17 protein-coding genes are annotated in these 16,849 nt (G+C 70.3%); 9 read left to right on the top strand and 8 right to left on the bottom strand.

Annotation, left to right across the window (positions count from 1 at the left end; all coding sequences use genetic code 11):
• Positions 1-7 precede the first annotated feature (7 nt).
• The 3 genes from tatA to F1C12_RS12155 all read right to left on the bottom strand — a co-directional run bounded on the left by tatA (position 8) and on the right by F1C12_RS12155 (position 2,814).
• On the bottom strand, positions 8-220 hold the full coding sequence (gene tatA, locus F1C12_RS12165; RefSeq protein ID WP_185275267.1) for a twin-arginine translocase TatA/TatE family subunit: 213 nt from the start codon (positions 218-220) through the stop codon (positions 8-10).
• 96 nt (positions 221-316) lie between these two features.
• Positions 317-1,774 carry a glycoside hydrolase family 32 protein gene (locus F1C12_RS12160; RefSeq protein WP_185275266.1) on the bottom strand — a complete coding sequence of 486 codons (1,458 nt, stop codon included), beginning with the start codon at positions 1,772-1,774 and terminating at the stop codon, positions 317-319.
• A complete protein-coding gene (locus F1C12_RS12155; protein ID WP_185275265.1) occupies positions 1,771-2,814 on the bottom strand; it encodes a LacI family DNA-binding transcriptional regulator in 1,044 nt (347 codons plus the stop codon). Before F1C12_RS12155 ends, F1C12_RS12160 begins: the two co-directional genes overlap by 4 nt.
• Before the next feature lie 147 nt (positions 2,815-2,961).
• On the opposite strand from F1C12_RS12155, the gene F1C12_RS12150 reads away from it, so the two are divergent.
• The 7 genes from F1C12_RS12150 to F1C12_RS12120 all read left to right on the top strand — a co-directional run bounded on the left by F1C12_RS12150 (position 2,962) and on the right by F1C12_RS12120 (position 10,444).
• A complete protein-coding gene (locus F1C12_RS12150) occupies positions 2,962-4,368 on the top strand; it encodes an ABC transporter substrate-binding protein (RefSeq protein WP_185275264.1) in 1,407 nt (468 codons plus the stop codon).
• The gene (locus tag F1C12_RS12145) at positions 4,368-5,327 is read left to right on the top strand and encodes a carbohydrate ABC transporter permease (protein WP_219732611.1); all 960 of its coding nucleotides are present in this window, start codon (positions 4,368-4,370) and stop codon (positions 5,325-5,327) included. Before F1C12_RS12150 ends, F1C12_RS12145 begins: the two co-directional genes overlap by 1 nt.
• Positions 5,324-6,199: a carbohydrate ABC transporter permease gene (locus tag F1C12_RS12140; protein ID WP_185275263.1), complete on the top strand. Its 876-nt coding sequence runs from the start codon at positions 5,324-5,326 to the stop codon at positions 6,197-6,199. The genes F1C12_RS12145 and F1C12_RS12140 overlap by 4 nt, the downstream gene beginning before the upstream one ends.
• A gap of 56 nt (positions 6,200-6,255) precedes the next feature.
• A complete protein-coding gene (locus tag F1C12_RS12135; protein ID WP_185275262.1) occupies positions 6,256-7,620 on the top strand; it encodes a glycoside hydrolase family 32 protein in 1,365 nt (454 codons plus the stop codon).
• Positions 7,621-7,692: 72 nt separating this feature from the next.
• The gene (locus tag F1C12_RS12130) at positions 7,693-9,252 is read left to right on the top strand and encodes a phospholipase D family protein (RefSeq protein ID WP_185275261.1); all 1,560 of its coding nucleotides are present in this window, start codon (positions 7,693-7,695) and stop codon (positions 9,250-9,252) included.
• A gap of 63 nt (positions 9,253-9,315) precedes the next feature.
• A complete protein-coding gene (locus F1C12_RS12125; protein ID WP_185275260.1) occupies positions 9,316-9,849 on the top strand; it encodes a GNAT family N-acetyltransferase in 534 nt (177 codons plus the stop codon).
• 31 nt (positions 9,850-9,880) lie between these two features.
• Positions 9,881-10,444, top strand: coding sequence for a GNAT family N-acetyltransferase (locus F1C12_RS12120; protein WP_185275259.1), 564 nt, complete (start codon positions 9,881-9,883; stop codon positions 10,442-10,444).
• Here F1C12_RS12120 and F1C12_RS12115 read toward each other — a convergent pair.
• From F1C12_RS12115 to F1C12_RS12100, 4 genes are all read right to left on the bottom strand, one after another.
• Positions 10,428-11,165: a hypothetical protein gene (locus F1C12_RS12115; RefSeq protein ID WP_185275258.1), complete on the bottom strand. Its 738-nt coding sequence runs from the start codon at positions 11,163-11,165 to the stop codon at positions 10,428-10,430. The genes F1C12_RS12120 and F1C12_RS12115 overlap by 17 nt on opposite strands.
• Before the next feature lie 113 nt (positions 11,166-11,278).
• Positions 11,279-11,965, bottom strand: a complete 687-nt coding sequence (locus F1C12_RS12110; protein ID WP_185275257.1) for an SDR family oxidoreductase — start codon at positions 11,963-11,965, stop codon at positions 11,279-11,281.
• A gap of 9 nt (positions 11,966-11,974) precedes the next feature.
• Positions 11,975-12,643 (bottom strand): GntR family transcriptional regulator, encoded by a 669-nt coding sequence (locus F1C12_RS12105; protein WP_185275256.1) that lies wholly within the window; start codon positions 12,641-12,643, stop codon positions 11,975-11,977.
• Positions 12,643-13,320 (bottom strand): GntR family transcriptional regulator, encoded by a 678-nt coding sequence (locus F1C12_RS12100; protein WP_185275255.1) that lies wholly within the window; start codon positions 13,318-13,320, stop codon positions 12,643-12,645. Before F1C12_RS12100 ends, F1C12_RS12105 begins: the two co-directional genes overlap by 1 nt.
• Before the next feature lie 301 nt (positions 13,321-13,621).
• Here F1C12_RS12100 and F1C12_RS12095 point away from each other — a divergent pair, with 301 nt between their 5' ends.
• Positions 13,622-14,566, top strand: a complete 945-nt coding sequence (locus tag F1C12_RS12095; protein WP_185275254.1) for a helix-turn-helix transcriptional regulator — start codon at positions 13,622-13,624, stop codon at positions 14,564-14,566.
• A 52-nt stretch (positions 14,567-14,618) separates the two neighbouring features.
• On the opposite strand, the gene F1C12_RS12090 is transcribed toward F1C12_RS12095, so the two are convergent.
• Entirely contained in the window at positions 14,619-15,338 is a 720-nt protein-coding gene (locus tag F1C12_RS12090) for a GntR family transcriptional regulator (RefSeq protein ID WP_185275253.1), read from the bottom strand.
• A gap of 154 nt (positions 15,339-15,492) precedes the next feature.
• Here F1C12_RS12090 and F1C12_RS12085 point away from each other — a divergent pair, with 154 nt between their 5' ends.
• Positions 15,493-16,845 carry an ABC transporter substrate-binding protein gene (locus tag F1C12_RS12085; RefSeq protein ID WP_185275252.1) on the top strand — a complete coding sequence of 451 codons (1,353 nt, stop codon included), beginning with the start codon at positions 15,493-15,495 and terminating at the stop codon, positions 16,843-16,845.
• The last annotated feature ends 4 nt before the right edge of the window (positions 16,846-16,849 follow it).

Below are 16,849 nucleotides of genomic sequence, written 5' to 3'. Positions count from 1 at the left end.
GGCACGCTCAGCTGCGCGTGGTGATCCCGTCGGAGCCCGCGGCGCCCTCCGGCTGCTTCGCCGGCGCGTCCGACTCCGAGAGGTCGTGGACCTCCGTGCGGAAGATCCGGATCGACTGTCCGAGGCCCTTCGAGAGAGCGGGCAGTCGCGTGGCGCCGAACAACAGCAGCACCACCGCGAGGATCACGAGCAGGTGCCAGCCACCCAGGTTCGCCAACATGGTCATCTCCTTTGATCGCGATCAGCTAATTCGTATAGCTAATTCGTATTGGTAGAGTAAACAGCGCCCTCGGCGATGTCAAGCGGAGCTCTACCGCTACGAGCGGGTCCGGGCCTCCAGGCCCACCAGCTCGAACTCCCCGTCGGTCGCGAAGACGCCGACGCGTCCCTCCGTCAAGTCGTAGACACGGGTGCTGAGCGCCACGCGGCCGTCCACCACCGCGACGCACAGGTCGCCGTCGAGGTGGACCTCCAGCGTGTGCCGTCCCGGTGCCAGCGGCACCGGCCGCTCCAGCTCGACGTCGTGCGGGACGTCGCCGCGGATCTGCCACTGCTCGCCGCCGGTGGTCCCGCGGGGCCAGCGGTCGACCACCAGCCGGTCCCGCTGCGGCTCCAGGCGCAGCGCATAGGCCCGCTCGCCGTCATCCGAGGAGCGGAGCAGGAGGCCGCATGACTGCGTGCCCGGCGCGATGTCGAACTCCGCGATCAGCAGCACCTCGGCAGGGATCTCCGGCCCGACCCACGCGGCGTAACGGTCGAGCGCGCCGCGGCCCGGGGTCGCGTCGGCGTCGTCCAGAGCCGTCAGCTCGCCGCGCACGTCGTGCACCGAGTCGTAGAGCGCGGTGACTGCGTGGGGGAGTCCGAACGACAGCGACCCGTCCGGTTCCTGGGAGGCGCGCAGCACCGCCATCGTGCCGGCCCATTGCCAGGCGCCGGAGTCGCTCGCGCCCTCCTTGCTCGCGATCCAGCCGATGAAGTGCCGCTCCCCGTCCAGCTCGACGGTCTTCGAGGCGTAGAAGGCCCTGCCGTCGACCGTGTCGCGCTCGGGCGCGCGCCACGGACCGTCCGGCGAGTCGGCGATCCGATAGCGGGTCTGGAAGGAGTCGGAGAACTCCGAGTAGACGAGGTACCAGTGGTCGCCCCAGCGGAAGACGTCGGGGCACTCCTGGGCGATGAACCGGCGCGGATCCCAGAGCGGCTCCGCGTCGCGCCAGTGCACGAGGTCGTCCGACACCAGGCGCGCGACGAGGCCCGAACGCCGGTACGGCGCATCCCGTCGGCGCGCGGCCAGCAGCATCTGCCACGGCTCGCCTGGCGCGGTGCGGAAGACGAACGGGTCGCGCCAGTCCTCCGGCGCGTACCCGTCGAGCGCTCCGAAGGTCCACTCGGGATGTCGGACCCACGCGGCCGGGTCGCCGGTGGATGTGGCGTGACAGACCACCTGGGCGTCGCCGTCCGCCGTGCGGATGCGCGGGTTGTGGCCGGTGTAGAAGAGGTGGAGGAGGCCGTCGTCGTCGGTGACGACGCTTCCGGTGTAGCAGTCGAAGTCCTCGGCCGTCGGGCCTCCCGTCGGCAGCACGACACCGCGGTCGGTGAACGTCGCGAAGTCGCGCGTCGTGACCGCCGCCCACGGCATCCCCCCGTCGCGGTCGACCGGGCGCCGCGGGTCGCGCGTGTCGAGGAGGTAGTAGAGCCAGACCGTCCCGTCCTTCTCGAACGGGATGACATCGCCGACGTACCCGGCCGGCGGCCGGAAGTGGGTGGTCCCGCTCATCGCGCCGACGCCGTCCGGGGCGCGGCGAGCGAGGCGCGGTCGATGTACTGGCACGGCACGAGGGTGCGCCCCTGCGGCTCGTCGTCCGCGATCAGCAGGCTGCCCGCCGTCATCCCCATCTGGAGGTGGGGGAGGGCCACGGTGGCGAGCGGCGGGTGCAGCTCGGCCGCGAGCTCCGGCTGGTCGTCGAAACCGACGATGCTGACGTCCCGTGGGCACTCCAGCCCGGCGGCGTGGGAGGCCAGCAGCGCGCCGACCGCCATCCGGTCGTTGCCGCAGACGATCGCCGTCGGCGTGCCGTCCTGGAGGATGCGCGCCGCGAGGTCGTAGCCGGAGGACACGTGGTACGTCCCGTACTCGCGGCGGATCGACGCCGGATCGATCCCCGCCTCGGTGGCGGCGTCGACGAGGCCGCGCTCGCGCTCCTGGCATGCGTAGTCGGAGGCCGGGCCGCCGAGGAAGACGACGTCGCGGTGCCCCGCGGCGAAGGTCGCCGCGGCCGCGTCGCGGCCGCCCTGATACTCGTCGGCGAGCACCAGCGCCGCGTCGGGCACGTTCTCCGGCCAGCAGTTGACGAAGATCGTGCGGATGTCCTCCCCGACGTCCACCGCCTTCACCGGCTCGGGGCCGGGCGCGGCGTAGACCAGGCCGGCGACGCCCTGGCGCACGAGGTTCTCCACGGCGGCCTTGCCGTTGTCCGGGGTCTCCGAGATCTCGACGACGAATGACACGTAGCCTGCGGGCTGGACGGCCTGCTGAACGCCGAGCACGATCTGACCGGCGTAAGGCTGGGAGACGACGCGGTCCGCGATCACGCCGATGGTGAACGGCCGGTTGGAGCGCAGCGACTGGGCGGCGCGGTTGGGCTGAAACCTCAGCTCCTTCGCCGCCTGGAGGATGCGCGCCCGCGTCTCCGGAGCCACTGAGATGTCGCGCCGGTCGTTCAGCACGAACGACACGGTCGGCTGCGAGACACCGGCCCGTTTCGCGACGTCCTTCATGGTGACGCGCTTCGGCGCCCTGTTGTCGTTTCCAGCCATGATGCGATCCTCCCGCAACGATCATGCCACAAAAGCCAATACGTATTTGCAATCCCGCGACCGGCGAGTTATGCTCGGAACCCCAATACGTATTAGTCGGGTCGCGGCACCCCGCCGCAACCCAGACGCTCAGAGAGGAGCGCACGGATGACCAACACATTCGGACCGGCCATTGACCGTCGCACTTTGCTCAAGCTCGGCGGCGCCGGGCTGGCATTGACGGGACTGGCCTCGCTGGCTGCGTGCTCCACCGCAGGCGCGAGTGGCGGCACCAACGCATCGGGCACCATCAAGATGCTGTACTTCGGCGACCAGAAGGCCGCCACGGCGCTGCAGAACACCCTGCAGCCGCAGATCAAGAAGCTCGACAAGAACGCCACGCTCCAGGTGACCGCGATCAACGGCACCGACTGGAACGACTTCCTCGCGAAGGTGCTCACCCAGATCGCGGCCGGCGCCGCCCCCGACCTGGTGAGCGTCGCGACCGAGGGCCTGCAGCTCATGGCCTCCAAGGACCTGCTGATCCCGCTGGACAGCTACGTCACCAAGGACCTGTCGTCGCTGCAGAGCTACTTCGACCAGATCCACCCGGCCCTGGTCGAGTCGATGATGTACCAGGGCCACCTGTACGAGCTGCCCGACAGCTTCAACGCCGGCAGCATGTTCTACAGCACGGACCTCTTCCAGAAGGCCGGGCTGTCCCGCCCGGCCGACAACTGGACGATGGACGAGTTCCACAACTACGCCACGAAGATCAAGGGCATCGGCGGCGATGTCAACGCCTTCGACTGGGTGGTGCGCCTGTGGGGCAGCTGGACCTCGTTCCTCTACGCCAACAATGGCAACCTGCTCGAAGAGGGCAAGTACTCCGGCGGCGACTGGCTGTGGAACAAGGCCTTCGCGAACAACCCGGTCGGCGTCCACGGCCGCAAGGGCGGCTGGAAATGGGGCACCCCGACGGCCAACTCCGAGGCGGCCATCGAGGCGCTCGAGTACGTGGTCGACCTCCAGCGGTCCGGCCTCTCGCCGTCGCCCGACGTCGGCGGCGGCGCCACCCTCCAGGGCCTGTTCTCCACCGGCCGGATCGGCATGACGATCGGCGGCGGCTTCTGGGCGGGCGGCCTGCACAACGCCGGCATGGCGGACGGCACTTTCGACGTCCAGCGCTTCCCGACCTGGAAGAGCAACAAGTCGCTCTTCGGCGCCGGCGGCTACGGCATCTTCAACTCGTCCAAGAACAAGGACCTGGCCTGGGAGGTCGTGAAGATGATGGTGGAGCCCTCCACCTTCGACATCATGTTCCCCGGCAACGTCACCACGCCCGGCCGCAAGCAGCTGCTCACCGCGGACCGGTACAAGACCACCGGCCCGGAGCACTGGTCCGTGTTCTACGACCAGCTGGAGGGCTCGGTGCCGATCTCGGCGCCGCCGTACTACAACGCCCTCGCCACTTCGCTGAACCAGCGGACCACGCAGGCCATCTCCTCCGGCAACGCCAAGGCGGCGCTCGACGGCATGCAGTCCGACTTCGAGAAGGCTGCGCAGGCGTCCTGATGGCTGTCCAGACCCAGGAGCGCCCGCGCGTGAATGGGGCGACCTCTCCTCGCCGTGCCGTCCGTCGCCCCGGTGTGCGACGGGCGGCCCGGCGGGAGGGCGCGTTCGGCTATTCGATGATCGGGCTCGCAGTGGCGTTCGTCGCCGTGTTCACGTTCATCCCGATCCTCGCCTCCCTCGGACTCTCGTTCTTCTCGTGGGACGTCATCTCGCCTCCCAAGTTCGTCGGCGTCGCCAACTTCACCCGGCTGTTCAGCGACGGTTCGACGCTCGCGTCGTTCGGTGTGACGATCCTGCTGGCCATCGGCATCGTGGTGCTTCAGATCACCCTCGGGCTGCTGCTCGCGGTGCTGGTGAACAGCCGCAAGCGGAAGTCGACCAAGGTGTTCTTCCGCACCGCGTTCTACCTGCCGCTGCTCGCTTCCACCGCGGCCGTGTCGATCTTCATGGGGTACCTGTTCGACGCCAAGTTCGGGCTGATCAACTACTACCTCACGCAACTCGGGCTGCCCGCCGTGCCGTGGCTGACCAACCCGGTCGCCGCCCAGATCACGATCGTCTTGATCGTCGTGTGGCAGCAGGTCGGCTTCACCTTCGTGCTGTTCGTCGCGGCGCTCACCTCGGTGCCCCAGGAGGTCCAGGAGGCCGCCGCGATCGACGGCGCCGGTGCGTGGCGCACCCTGCTGCGGATCAAGATCCCGCTGATCAGCCCCACCATCCTGTTCGCGACCGTCGTCGCCATGATCAACGCGATGCAGCTGTTCGACCAGCCCTTCATCATGACGAAGGGCGGACCGGGCACCTCGACCACCACAGCGACCATCGCGATGTACCAGACCGGGTTCCAGAACCTGCAGTTCGGCTACGCGTCGGCCATCGCGATCCTCCTGCTCGTGATCATCCTCGTGCTGACCGGCATCCAATTCCTCGCCGCCAGAAAGCTGGTGTTCTACCAATGACCACAGATGTCGCTCCGAGCACGACGGTCGTGCTCGGTCGCCGCCGCCGGCCGATCGTGAAGATCGGCAGCATCGTCGGCATGGTGCTGCTCATCCTCGCGGCCGTGTTCGCGCTCGGCCCCCTGCTCTGGACGCTGACCACCTCGCTGCGCACGCCAGCTGAGGCGTTCACCAACCCGCCGCAGTGGATCCCGACCAGCCCGGACTTCAGCAATTACGCCGCGGTCTTCAATCAGATCCCGATCGGGCAGTTCTTCCTCAACAGCGTCGTCGTGACCGTGCTCATCGTGGTGGGCCAGACGATCACCTGCACGCTCTCCGGGTACGCGTTCGCGATGGTCTCGTTCCCGGGGAAGAACACGATTTTCGGGATCTTCCTGGCCACCATGATGGTGCCGTTGCAGACGATCATCATCCCGGTCTTCGTGATCGTGAAGACCATGGGCATCAGCGACTCGCTCGCCTCGCTCATCATCCCGGCCCTGGGGAGCGCGTTCGGCACGTTCCTGATGCGGCAGTACTTCCTGCAGATGCCGCGCGAGCTCGGCGAGGCCGCCCGCATCGACGGCGCGTCCCAGTGGGGCGTGTTCTGGCACGTCTACGCCCGGATGGCGTCGCCGGCGATCGCCACCCTGGCGATCCTCAACTTCTCGGGCTTCTGGGCGGAGTTCTACCGGCCGCTGATCTTCCTGCAGACGCAGAGCAACTTCACGCTGCCGCTCGGCCTCGTCGGCCTCCAGGGGAACCTGGGCACCGGGTCCATCTCGGTGGTCCTGGCCGGCGTCATCCTCGCGATGATCCCCAGCGTGCTGCTGTTCGTCTTCGCCCAGCGCTACTTCATCGAGGGCGTCACCGCCGGCTCCTTCCGCTGAGCCCCGCCCTCCCCGACTCGCGGGCCCGCGCCCGTTCCGAAAGAGAGAACCGTCTCATGCACGACCACCACCTCCCGCAGTTCCATGTGCGCCTGTCGCGCGGCTATGTCAACGACCCGAACGGTCCCGTCCAATTCGGTGGCACGACGCACCTGTATTTCCAGTCGCGCTCGCTCGCGGACCTTTCCGTCCCCGTCGAGTGGGGCCACGCCACGACGGACGATCTCGTGCACTGGACGCTGCATCGGCCGGCGATGAGCCCGGTTCCGGGTGGGCTGGACTCGGGTGGATGCTGGTCGGGCAACACCGTGGTCGACGGGGACCGCGTTCGCGCCTTCTACTCCGGCAAGGTCGATGACAGCCCGTTCCAGTCGATCCTGACGGCGGTCTCCGACGAGGACGGTGCGAACTTCAGCCGACCCGTCCAGGTCGTGACCGACCCCGCGCCCGAGGAGGGGGTCACGATGTTCCGAGACCCGTTCGTCTGGCGCGACGGCTCCCGTTGGCACATGGTGGTCGGCGCCGCGATCCCCGACGGGACCGCGGCCATGCGCTTGTACGGTTCGGCGGACGGGAGTGACTGGCAGTACGAAGGCGAACTCTCACGGCTGCGGCGCACCGTGGTCGACGGCGTCGACACCGGCGAGGGCTGGGAGTGCCCGCAGCTCATCGCGGCCGACGGGCGCGAAGTGGCGCTGGTCTCGTCGTGGTCGCACGCAGGTGGTCCGGGCTCGGTGCTCGCCTTCCCGGTCGATTCGGCTCCCGTCCCCCGGCGCGTGGACGACGGCCATGACTTCTACGCCGCATCGGTGATGCGGGAGGGGAGCTTCGGCCAGGTCCTGTTCGGCTGGATCATGGAGGGTCGCGACACCGCGGGCTGGCGGGAGGCCGGATGGGCGGGCGCAATTTCGCTGCCGCGGCGCGTGTGGCTGGACGGCGATGTCCTCCGCACTGGGCCGCATCCGGCCGTGGACGGGCTGCGGGACGGTCCGGCCCGACCGGCGGACGGCGCGACGATCGGCGCGCAGGCGGAGTTCGTGATCCCCTCGGTCGCGGATTCGGGAACGATCAGCCTGCGTTTCGGTGCGCACGAGCGGCTGGACCTCACGGTGGACGTGGCGGCGGGGACTCTGACGCTCGACCGCGGCTCCGCGAGCTCCGCGCCGGGCGTCGCTGCCGACGGGGTCACCGTCGCGCAGGCGTTCGACGACCGCTCCGACTGGGCGGCGCGCGTGTTCCTGGACGGCTCGGTCGTCGAGGTCTTCACCAGCGCCGGCCGCTCGATCACGACTCGTGTCTACCCGACGTCCCCGCCCCCGTGGCGCGTGGAGGCGCCAGGCGGGACCGTGGTGTGGGACATTGCGCCCGCGATCGCGGCGGCGACCGATGCGGGATCGCGCCTCGCTCTTCCGGTGAGCTGAGCGGCCGCGCCGCGCAGCGCGACGCACGACCTCCACACCGTCAGCCGTCGTCTCCGGCGTACAGTGCGTCGCGTGCCGAGCGATGCCTCCGAATGGTTCTTGAGCCGAGCCGAGCGGGGGAACCCGGCGTCCGCTGTGCAGGCCGGCCCGTCCGGGTCCGCGTCCTGGTCAGACGGCAACCTGGTGCGGCCTCTCGTCCACGGCGCGACCTACTTCGCTCGCCTGCACGAGGAGCTGTCGGCGCTGGAGCCGGGGGACAGGGTGTTCTTCACGGACTGGCGTGGCGACAAGGACGAACTGCTGCTGCCGGGCGGGCCGACGATCGGCGAGTTGCTGGCGGACATCTCGCGGGCGGGCGTGGAGGTGCGCGGCCTGGTGTGGCGTTCGCACGGCGAGCGCATCCAAGGCCGGATGAGCGGATTGTCGAACGCGCTGCTGGGTCGCGAGATCAACGACGCAGGCGGGGAGGTCCTGCTCGACCAGCGGGTGCGCGCGTTCGGGTCGCACCATCAGAAGCTCTTCGTGATCCGGCACACGCACGACCCGGCGCGGGACATCGCGTTCGTCGGCGGGATCGACCTCTGCCACAGCCGGCGGGATGACATCGGCCACGCGGGGGACCCGCAGGCGCAGGAGATCGACCCGCGTTACGGCGAGCGGCCGCCCTGGCACGACGCCGCGCTCGAACTGCGCGGGCCTGTGGTCGGCGACCTGCTGGACACGTTCTCCGAGCGCTGGGACGACCCGCACCCGCTGGACCATCGCAACCCGTACCGGATGCTCGTGCAACGTCTCGCGGACATGCCGCGGCACCCGCGACCGCTCCCCGAGGCGACGCCTCCGCCTCCGACGGCGGGAGCGCACGCCGTGCAGGTGCTGCGCACGTACGCACCGAAACGTCCGGCCTTCCCGTTCGCGCCGCAGGGGGAGCGGAGCATCGCGCGCGCGTACCTCAAGGCCTTCGCCCGTGCACGCTCTTGCATCTACATCGAGGACCAGTTCCTGTGGTCGAGGGACGTCGCGGCCGGGATCGCGAGCGCCTTGCGGTCGAACCCCGCGCTGCAGGTGATCGTCGTGCTGCCGCGCTATCCGGACGACGACGGCGGGATCTCCGGCCCGCCCGGCCGTCTCGGTCAGCACCGGGCCGTGTCGGCGCTTCGGCGTGCGGCGCCCGGCCGGGTCGGCGTCTTCGACCTGGAGAACGCCGCCGGCACGCCGATCTACGTGCACGCGAAGATCTGCATCGTGGACGACACGTGGATGACGTGCGGCTCCGACAACTTCAACCTGCGGTCCTGGACCAGCGACAGCGAGCTCACCTGCGCCATCGTCGGAGCGGACATCGCGCGCGACCTCCGCGCACAGCTCTGGGCCGAGCACCTCGGGCTGGACGCGGATGACCCGCGGCTCAGCGACGCCGCCGACGGTCTGGCGCTCTGGACGGAGAGCAGCGACGCGCTCGACGCCTGGCGCCGTTCGGGGCGACCATCGCCGCGGCCGCGCGGCCAGGCGCGCCGTCACCGGATCGAACCGGTGACGTGGCTCCAGCGGTGGTGGGCGAAACCGCTCTACCGGGTCGTGGTGGACCCGGACTCCCGTCCCGGACGACTACGGAGAGCCGGTCGCTTCTAGGGCGGGGCTCGCTCGGCCGTCCCGCCGTGCGCGCCTTCCGTTCGCCGCGTGTAGTGTCGCGGCGTGGGCGTTGACCGAGTGCGACTGCGACCGTGGACCGAGGCCGACCTGGCCGTCGAACTGAGGAACGACGCCGCCGACATGACGACCTTCCTGGGCGGCCCGCAGGGCGAGGAGGTCGTGCGCCGCCGGCACGAGCGCTTCCTCCGCGGGCAGGCCGACGGGACCATCTCGCCGTTCACCGTCTGGTCGGACGCGGCGGAGGAGCCGGTCGGGGCGGCCGCCTACTGGCAGATCGACCATCACGGACGCGCCGTGTACGAGTGCGGATGGTTCGTGTTCGTGCCGTTCCAGCGCCGGGGCTACGCACGGCACGCCATCCGGCTCCTGCTCGACCACGCGGCGGCTCGGGGCGAGCGCGACACGATGTTCGCCTTCCCGCGCGTGGACAACACGGCGTCGAACGCGCTCGCCCGCTCCGTGGGATTCGTGAACACGGGGGCCGAGGAGTCGGAGTACCCCAAAGGCGTCCCGATCACGGTCAACGCGTGGGCGTTCGACCTGCGGACGCTGCGCATGCCGGGCACGCCGGGCTGATCGGTCCCGCCGCCCCTGTAGCGTGTCCCTCATGTTCTCGAAGACCCTCGCCTCCGGCGCCCGGTTGCGCCCCCTCGAGCCCTGGATGGCGGAGGAGTTCGCCGCGCACCTCGACCGTGCCAGGGAGCACATCCGTCCGTGGGTGGGACCGTCGTTCGTCACCGAGGACGTCGCGGGCGCCCGCGCCACGCTCGGCCGGTACGCCGACCGGGCGGCCAGGGAGGGGGCGGGAATCTACGGCATCTGGGCCGACGGCACGCTGGTCGGCGGCGTGATGTTCGTGGAGTTCGTCCCGGCGACGGGCGGCTTCGAGGTGGGCTGCTGGCTGGAGCCGGACGCCGAGGGCCACGGCCACATCACGAGCGCGGTACGCGAACTGCTCGCCTACGCCTTCGAGGAGCGCGGCATGCACCGCGCGGAGTGGCGCTGCCGCAACGACAACGACCGCAGCTCGGCCGTCGCCCGCCGCCTCGGGATGACGATGGAGGGCGTGCTCCGGGAGGCCTGGCCGGTCGGTGGGGTGTTCCACGACAAGCAGGTCTGGTCGCTGCTGGCGGCCGAGTGGGAGGGCGCTCCGCCTACTTCTTCGTCTTGATCGCCTCCCGAACCGACTTGGCGTCCGACTCCGCCTTCTTCACCGCGGTGCGCGCCGACGCGAGTGACGACTTCGCCGACGACAGCGCGGAGTGGTTCGAGTCGTACGAGCTCGGGGTCACGGCCAGCGCCGCGGCCGAGACTCGGCTCGCGTCGTGGGACGCGGTCGCGAGCTGGGCGGTCAGGTCGCTGAGGTCGGACTGCAGCGCGGAGGTCGACTTCGCCTTGTCCGCGCCGGAGAGCAGGTCGGCGAGCGTGGACTGCTCCTTGGTCAGCTTGGGGATCGTGGTGCCGGTGAGGCGGTCGGCGGCGGAGGCGTCGCGGGCCTGGGGGAGGGCGACGGCGTAGACGCGGTAGGAGTCGTAGACCTTCTTGAGGTCCGCGGCGGCCTGTGTGGTCGTGGTGTCGGCGGCGATCGCGGAGGCCGAGGACTTCATGCCGGCGAGGTCGTTGTTCAGCCGTGCGAGGATCGTGGACTTGTCGCCGGAGGTGAGGTACTTGTCCGCGTTGACCTTGGCGATGGCCGCTGTGAGCTTGGTCTCGCGGTCGGAGGTCGCCTTGGCGCCGGCGGCCTGGATCTGCGCGAGCGTCTTGGGGGCGTGCGAGGCGGAGGGCGACGGGGTCGGCGTCGGGGTGTCGGCGAAAGCCGGGCCGCCGATGAGGGCTGCGCACGCGATTCCCGCGGTCGCCGCCGTGATGATGCCGATGGATCGTCTGGACATGGTTCTCCCGTCAGAGGTAAGCAGCCGGGGGTTTTTCCGGCTGACTCAAGCCTCGCTGGGGAATGTTCGGGGATCGTAAAGCCGGGGTTCGGGATGAGTACGGGCTCCGCGGTTCACCGCCGCCGCACCGGCCGCACCGTCAGCGCCTCCACCATCCCCGTGCTCGGCAGGTCCACCGCCACGCGCACGGTCGCCGCGACCATCTCCGGCGTGATCGTGTAGGCCGCGTCGTACTCGTGCCCCTCGCGGGCGACGAGCGCACGCTGCATGTCGGTGTCGACCCGGCCGGGGTGGATGCTCGTGACGCGGACGCCGTTCGGCCGCTCCTCCTCCCGCAGCGCGTCGGTGAGCGCACGGAGCGCGAATTTCGAGCCGGAGTAGACGCCGCCGCCCGCCCCGCTGCTCAGCCCGGACCCGCTGTTGATGGCGACGACGAGCCCGCTCGCCGCCCTCAGCGCCGGGAGGGTCGCCCGCAGCAGGGCCGCGACGGCGAACACGTTGACCTCGAAGACGTGCCGCCAGGTCGCGTCGTCCGTTTCGGCGATGGTCCCGCCGTCCTCCACGCCGGCCGACAGCACGAGGACGTCGAGCCGCTCCGGGATGCCGGGAAGAGCGTCGCCGGTCAGGTCGGCGACGAACGGCTCGGCCGACGGCAGCTCCGCCACCACGGCTGCGACGCCGGCGGCATCCCGGCCGCCGACCAGGATGTGGTGGGTGCTGCCCAGCTCGACGGCGATCGCCCGGCCGATGCCGCGCGACGCTCCGGTGACCAGGGCGGTGGGACGGGAGTTCTCAGCCATGCCCCGAGCCTAGGCCGCGGAAGGCGGAACGCTCCCGATCAGGAAGATCCGCTTCGTGACGTCGATGACCCGCGCGTCATCCTCGTCCAGCAGCGCCGCCGACAGTTCCGCATAGTCGCGCCCCAGCCCCGCAAGGTCCGCGTCGAGTGCCCGGTGGGTGACGGTGACGTGGTAGCTCAGCGACGGTCCCACCTGGGCGACGACGTCGATGTAGACCGGGTTCGGGCAGGCCTGCACGATCGACCCGAAGTAGGTCTCCGCGGCCGTCGTGATCGCGGGGATGTCGCCCCGCTCGTGCTGCGTCTTGACGTCCAGCGCCAAAGCGGCCAGGCGCGTCCGGTCCGCGCCGGTGAGCTGCGGCAGGGTGAGGATGGTCGCGCCTGTCACGAGGACGCCGATGGTCTGGAGGGTGTCGCGGGCCTCCTCGGGGCGCGGCGCGATGACGGCGGAGTGGGACTGCGGCGCCGTCTCGACCAGCCCCTCCAGGCTGAGCGTGTGGAGCGCCTGCCGGATCGGCGTTCCGGAGACGCCGAGCCAGCCGCGCAATTCGGCCTCGTCCAGGCGCTCACCCGGCAGCAGCACGCCGGAGAGGATGGCCTCCTTGAGCTGCGCGTAGACGCGCTCGCGGACGAGTTCGCGCGGGCTGACCGGCTTCTCGGGGGAGCGGGGGACCGGCATCAGGCGTGTCCCTCCTCGCGTGCGAGCCGCAGGGCGTCGATGCGGAAGATCTCCCGCTCCGCCGCCGTCACAGCCCGGGAGTCCGCCGCCGCGAGCGCCGAGCGCAGCGCCGCATACGCCTGTGCCGCCTCCGGCCAGTCGATCCCGAGCGCGCGGTAGGCCACGCCGACGTAGAAGGCGCGGGCGGCGAGCGTCCGCTCCGCCAGCCGGAGCAGCACGCGGTTCGGGCACAGCGCCATCAGGCGCCCGTAGTACACCTGGGAGCCTGCCAGCGACGCCTCCAGATCGGCGGCCTCCAGCGCGGCGATCAGCCGGTCGACGTCCGCGACCAGGGCGTCCCGGTCGGCGGCGCTCAGCCCGTCGAGGGTGAGGTCGAGGACGCCGAGGACGAACACTCCGATGGTCTGCAGGTGCAGCACGGCGTCCTCCACCCGCGGCTCGACCACGCGGGTGTACGACTGGGCGGCCGTCTCCACGAAACCTTCGATCGTCAGCGCGTGCAGCGCCTGCCGGATCGGCGTCTTCGACATCCCGAGCCAGGCCTGCAGCTCGGCGTCGTCCAGGTGCTCGCCCGGGCGGATCGTGCCGTCGAGGATCGCTGTCCGCAGCGACCCGTAGGCGCGGTCGCGCGCCAGCACACGCGTCTGCCGGACCTCCGACACCCCCGGGACGGGCATCTCCACACCTTCTCTCGCGCGCACGCGCGCCGCTCTGGTTCGATCGTAGCGAGCCGGAATCGCTTGGTGGAACTGGAGCGTGGATTAAAGTTCCAATCTCGACGTATACTCACAGCAGAAGGCACCTTCTGACAGTTTCCCCCCAGGGAGGGTCCGCCCCCAGTGGCCCCTCCGCCCGACGGGCTCCCGAAGATTCGGGTGTCGGGCGCCCGTCGAGGGGTCCTGCGTGTCGGGTACGCAGGACCCCTCAAAAACTCTTCGTGAGCACCCGGCCGCGGCCGGATGGAGGAGGTTCCCACCGATGGGATCCCCGAACAGCCATCTGTCAGCGACATTCTTCGAGCGCCGGTTCCGCTCGCGCGACCGCGACGAGACGCAGGCCCACCTGGCCGGCCACTACGGCCGGGTCGATCTCGGCCGCCGCTTCTCCGGCTTCGCCGAGCACGTGGTCGGCGACGATCGCTTCCTCCTCGCGGACGCTGCGATGCTCGGCGAGTTGCGCTGCGTGGTCGACCCCGACGTGCTCCTCATCTCGACCGGCACGCCGGGCAGCGGCTGGGAGGTCGGGGATGAGACGGGAAGCTTCGCAGCCGACCCGGTGATCTTCCAGCCGGGGGAGCAGTCCGTGCACCGGATGTCCGACACCCAGGGCCGCGCCGTCGCGTTCCGTGTGCCTGCGCTGACCCGCACCGCCCGACTGCTCTACGCGCAGGACGACCTGGAGCTCCGCTTCGACGGCCCGCTGCCGGTCAACGCGCGACGGTCCGCCTACTGGCTGGCGGCCCTGGAGGTCGCCAGGCGGGAGTGGCGGTCGGGCGCCCTCTCCAACGACTCGATGCGCGCGACCACCTACCGACAGCTCGCGCTGGCGGCGCTGGAGACCTTCCGGCTGGTGGGGGACCGGCGCGAACTGCGCGTGTCCGCCGAGCGCCGGGCGCGGGTGTTCCGCGTCGGCGCGCAGTTCCTCCGCGACCACGCGGGCACCCCGATCACCATCGAGGACGCCGCCCTCGCCGCCGGCGCCTCGACCGGCGAGCTCGTGCTCGCCTTCCGCTCCCACTCGGACGGTCTTGGCCCCACCGCCTACCTGCGGCGATCGCGCCTCAACGGCGCCCACGACCAGCTCTCCAGCACTCCGGTCACGGTTCGCGCGGTCGCCGAGCAGTGGGGCTTCTCATCGGAGGCCGTCTTCGTGCGCCACTACCGCGCGGAGTACGGCGCGGACCCGGTGGGGTCCGGGGCGTAGCCCGCCGCGAGGCCGCCGGCCCAGCGGCCGTGCGGCCCAGGGTGACCCGGGCCTATCCCGCCCGGTACAGGTCCGCCTCGAACCGGTACGCGTCCCCGCGGTAGGTGTTCAGCCCCAGCAGCACCGGACCGCCCGCGCGGTCGTAGGCGATCTCGCGCCCGATCAGCACGGGGCTCCCCGCGGTGATGTGCAGCAGCCCGGCGAGGTCCGTGCTCGCCGCGTCGGCCTGGACGCTGTACGCGCTGCGGTAGATGTCGACCGAGCAGAGCGTCTGCAGCGACTCGTACAGCGACGCGTCGGTGAGGTCGGCCTCCACGAGCGGCCCAGCGACGGACAACGGGATGACGTTGGTGTCCACGCAGATGGGGGTGGAGTTCATCCCGCGCAGGCGCACCAGCACGAGCACGTCGGCGCCGGCGACGATGCCGAGCCGTTCCGCCTCGTCGATGGTGGCCGACCGGACGCTCTTCTCCAGCACCTGCGCCGTCGGCGTGTGGCCGCGCAGCCGCGCCATCTCGCTGAAGCTCTGCAGCGTGCTCGGCGGCTCGCCGACCGTGGGGCTCGGGACGAACCAGCCGCGCTGCGCCGAGCGCGCGATGCGGCCCTGGCGCTCCAGGTCCTCCAGGGCCGTGCGGATGGTGCTCCGGCTGACATGGAGGCTCTCGGCGAGCTGCCGTTCGCCGGGGAGGCGGGTGCCCGGCGGGTAGACGCCGTGGTTGAGGGACGTGTTCAGGTCGCGGATGACGCGCTCTGCGATCGTCGGAGTCTTCACAGGAAGTGACCATACCAGTTCGACCGATGGCTGTTAATTCGTTCTCGAATGGACTATCTGGTTTGGTTATGGTTACGGTTGGTTCCGCCGGACGTCGGCGCCACCCGCGCCGGACACCGGCGCCACCCCTGCTGACGAGTTAAAGGAGACTCGCATGAAAAAGAGGCACCTCGCCGGAGCGCTCGCGCTCACCGCTGGACTGGCCCTCGGCCTGACAGCGTGCGCACCCGGAGGCTCCAGCGCCGCGGGCTCCTCGCACGCGGTCTCGAAGGACGTTTCCGGCAAGCCCGTCACCCTCAAGATCCTCGACTTCTGGCAGGGCGAAGAGGGCAAGTGGATGGACTCGGTCGTCAAGGACTTCGAGAAGCAGCACCCGAACATCACCATCAAGCGCACCACGCAGGACTGGGGCCAGGTGATGAACACCCTCAACCTCCGCCTCGCCGACCCGAACGGTCCCGACATCGCGCTCGTCAACAACGGCTGGCAGTCGATGGGCACGCTCGCCAAGGGCGGCCGCATCCTCAACCTGGACGCCTACTCCGACCTCTACGGCTGGAAGAAGGAGATCCCGGACACCATCGCCCGCCAGCTCGAGTTCACCCCCGACGGCAAGCAGATGGGCACCGGCTCGCTCTACGCCACCCCGGCGGCGCGCTCCTCGCTGATCGGCCTGTACTACAACAAGGAGATCCTCGACAAGCTCGGCCTGCCCGTGCCCAAGACGCTGGCCGACTTCGAGAAGGACGCCGCAGCGGTCAAGGCCGCCGGCATCACCCCGATCGCCTACGGCTCGCAGGACAAGGGCTCTGCCACGTCGATCCTCTTCGCGACGCAGGACCTCTACGCGACCTCGAAGAACATCGGCGACTTCGTCTACTCCGCCGGCAACGTCCCGATCACCTCGACCGGCATCGTGGACGCGGCCAAGGACGTCAAGAAGTGGGCGGACTCGGGCTGGTTCACCCCGAACTACCCCGGCGTCCAGTACGCCGACGCGCAGGCCCAGTTCATGGACGGCAAGGCGGCCTTCCGCTTCGAGTACACCGGCTCGCTCGGCTTCTCGGACGCGCAGAAGCAGACCATGGGCTACGTGCAGCTCCCGCAGGTGCAGGGCGGCAAGGTGGTCGGCACCGGCTCGACCGCGGCCAACCTGTCCATCTCGGCCAAGTCGAAGCACCCGGACGCCGCAGCGGCCTTCCTCGACTTCATGGCGTCCAAGACCGCGGCCCAGCAGGCGGTCGGCCACGGCTTCCTCCCGCTGCTGCACTCGGGCCTCAGCACCCCGAGTGGCAACGCGGAGCTGGCCACGGAGATCTCGGCCCAGCAGACGCTCGACAAGGGCAACGGCTACGTGCCCTACTTCGACTGGTCGACCCCGTCGATGATCGACACAATCGGCGGACAGCTCCAGCAGCTGTACGCCGGCCAGGTCACGCCGGACCAGCTCGCTGCGGCCGGTCAGAAGGACTACGACGCCTTCCAGGCCACGCGGAAGCAGGGCTGACGGG

This window comes from Leifsonia shinshuensis (assembly GCF_014217625.1).
Classification (GTDB): Bacteria; Actinomycetota; Actinomycetes; order Actinomycetales; family Microbacteriaceae; genus Leifsonia; species Leifsonia shinshuensis_A.
This window is presented reverse-complemented; position numbering and strand designations above follow the sequence as displayed.

Coding starts and splice junctions, on each gene's coding strand:
- tatA (WP_185275267.1), bottom strand. CDS start 220: ATGTTGGCGAACCTGGGTGGCTGGCACCTGCTCGTGATCCTCGCGGTG.
- F1C12_RS12160 (WP_185275266.1), bottom strand. CDS start 1,774: ATGAGCGGGACCACCCACTTCCGGCCGCCGGCCGGGTACGTCGGCGAT.
- F1C12_RS12155 (WP_185275265.1), bottom strand. CDS start 2,814: ATGGCTGGAAACGACAACAGGGCGCCGAAGCGCGTCACCATGAAGGAC.
- F1C12_RS12150 (WP_185275264.1), top strand. CDS start 2,962: ATGACCAACACATTCGGACCGGCCATTGACCGTCGCACTTTGCTCAAG.
- F1C12_RS12145 (WP_219732611.1), top strand. CDS start 4,368: ATGGCTGTCCAGACCCAGGAGCGCCCGCGCGTGAATGGGGCGACCTCT.
- F1C12_RS12140 (WP_185275263.1), top strand. CDS start 5,324: ATGACCACAGATGTCGCTCCGAGCACGACGGTCGTGCTCGGTCGCCGC.
- F1C12_RS12135 (WP_185275262.1), top strand. CDS start 6,256: ATGCACGACCACCACCTCCCGCAGTTCCATGTGCGCCTGTCGCGCGGC.
- F1C12_RS12120 (WP_185275259.1), top strand. CDS start 9,881: ATGTTCTCGAAGACCCTCGCCTCCGGCGCCCGGTTGCGCCCCCTCGAG.
- F1C12_RS12115 (WP_185275258.1), bottom strand. CDS start 11,165: ATGTCCAGACGATCCATCGGCATCATCACGGCGGCGACCGCGGGAATC.
- F1C12_RS12110 (WP_185275257.1), bottom strand. CDS start 11,965: ATGGCTGAGAACTCCCGTCCCACCGCCCTGGTCACCGGAGCGTCGCGC.
- F1C12_RS12105 (WP_185275256.1), bottom strand. CDS start 12,643: ATGCCGGTCCCCCGCTCCCCCGAGAAGCCGGTCAGCCCGCGCGAACTC.
- F1C12_RS12100 (WP_185275255.1), bottom strand. CDS start 13,320: ATGCCCGTCCCGGGGGTGTCGGAGGTCCGGCAGACGCGTGTGCTGGCG.
- F1C12_RS12095 (WP_185275254.1), top strand. CDS start 13,622: ATGGGATCCCCGAACAGCCATCTGTCAGCGACATTCTTCGAGCGCCGG.
- F1C12_RS12085 (WP_185275252.1), top strand. CDS start 15,493: ATGAAAAAGAGGCACCTCGCCGGAGCGCTCGCGCTCACCGCTGGACTG.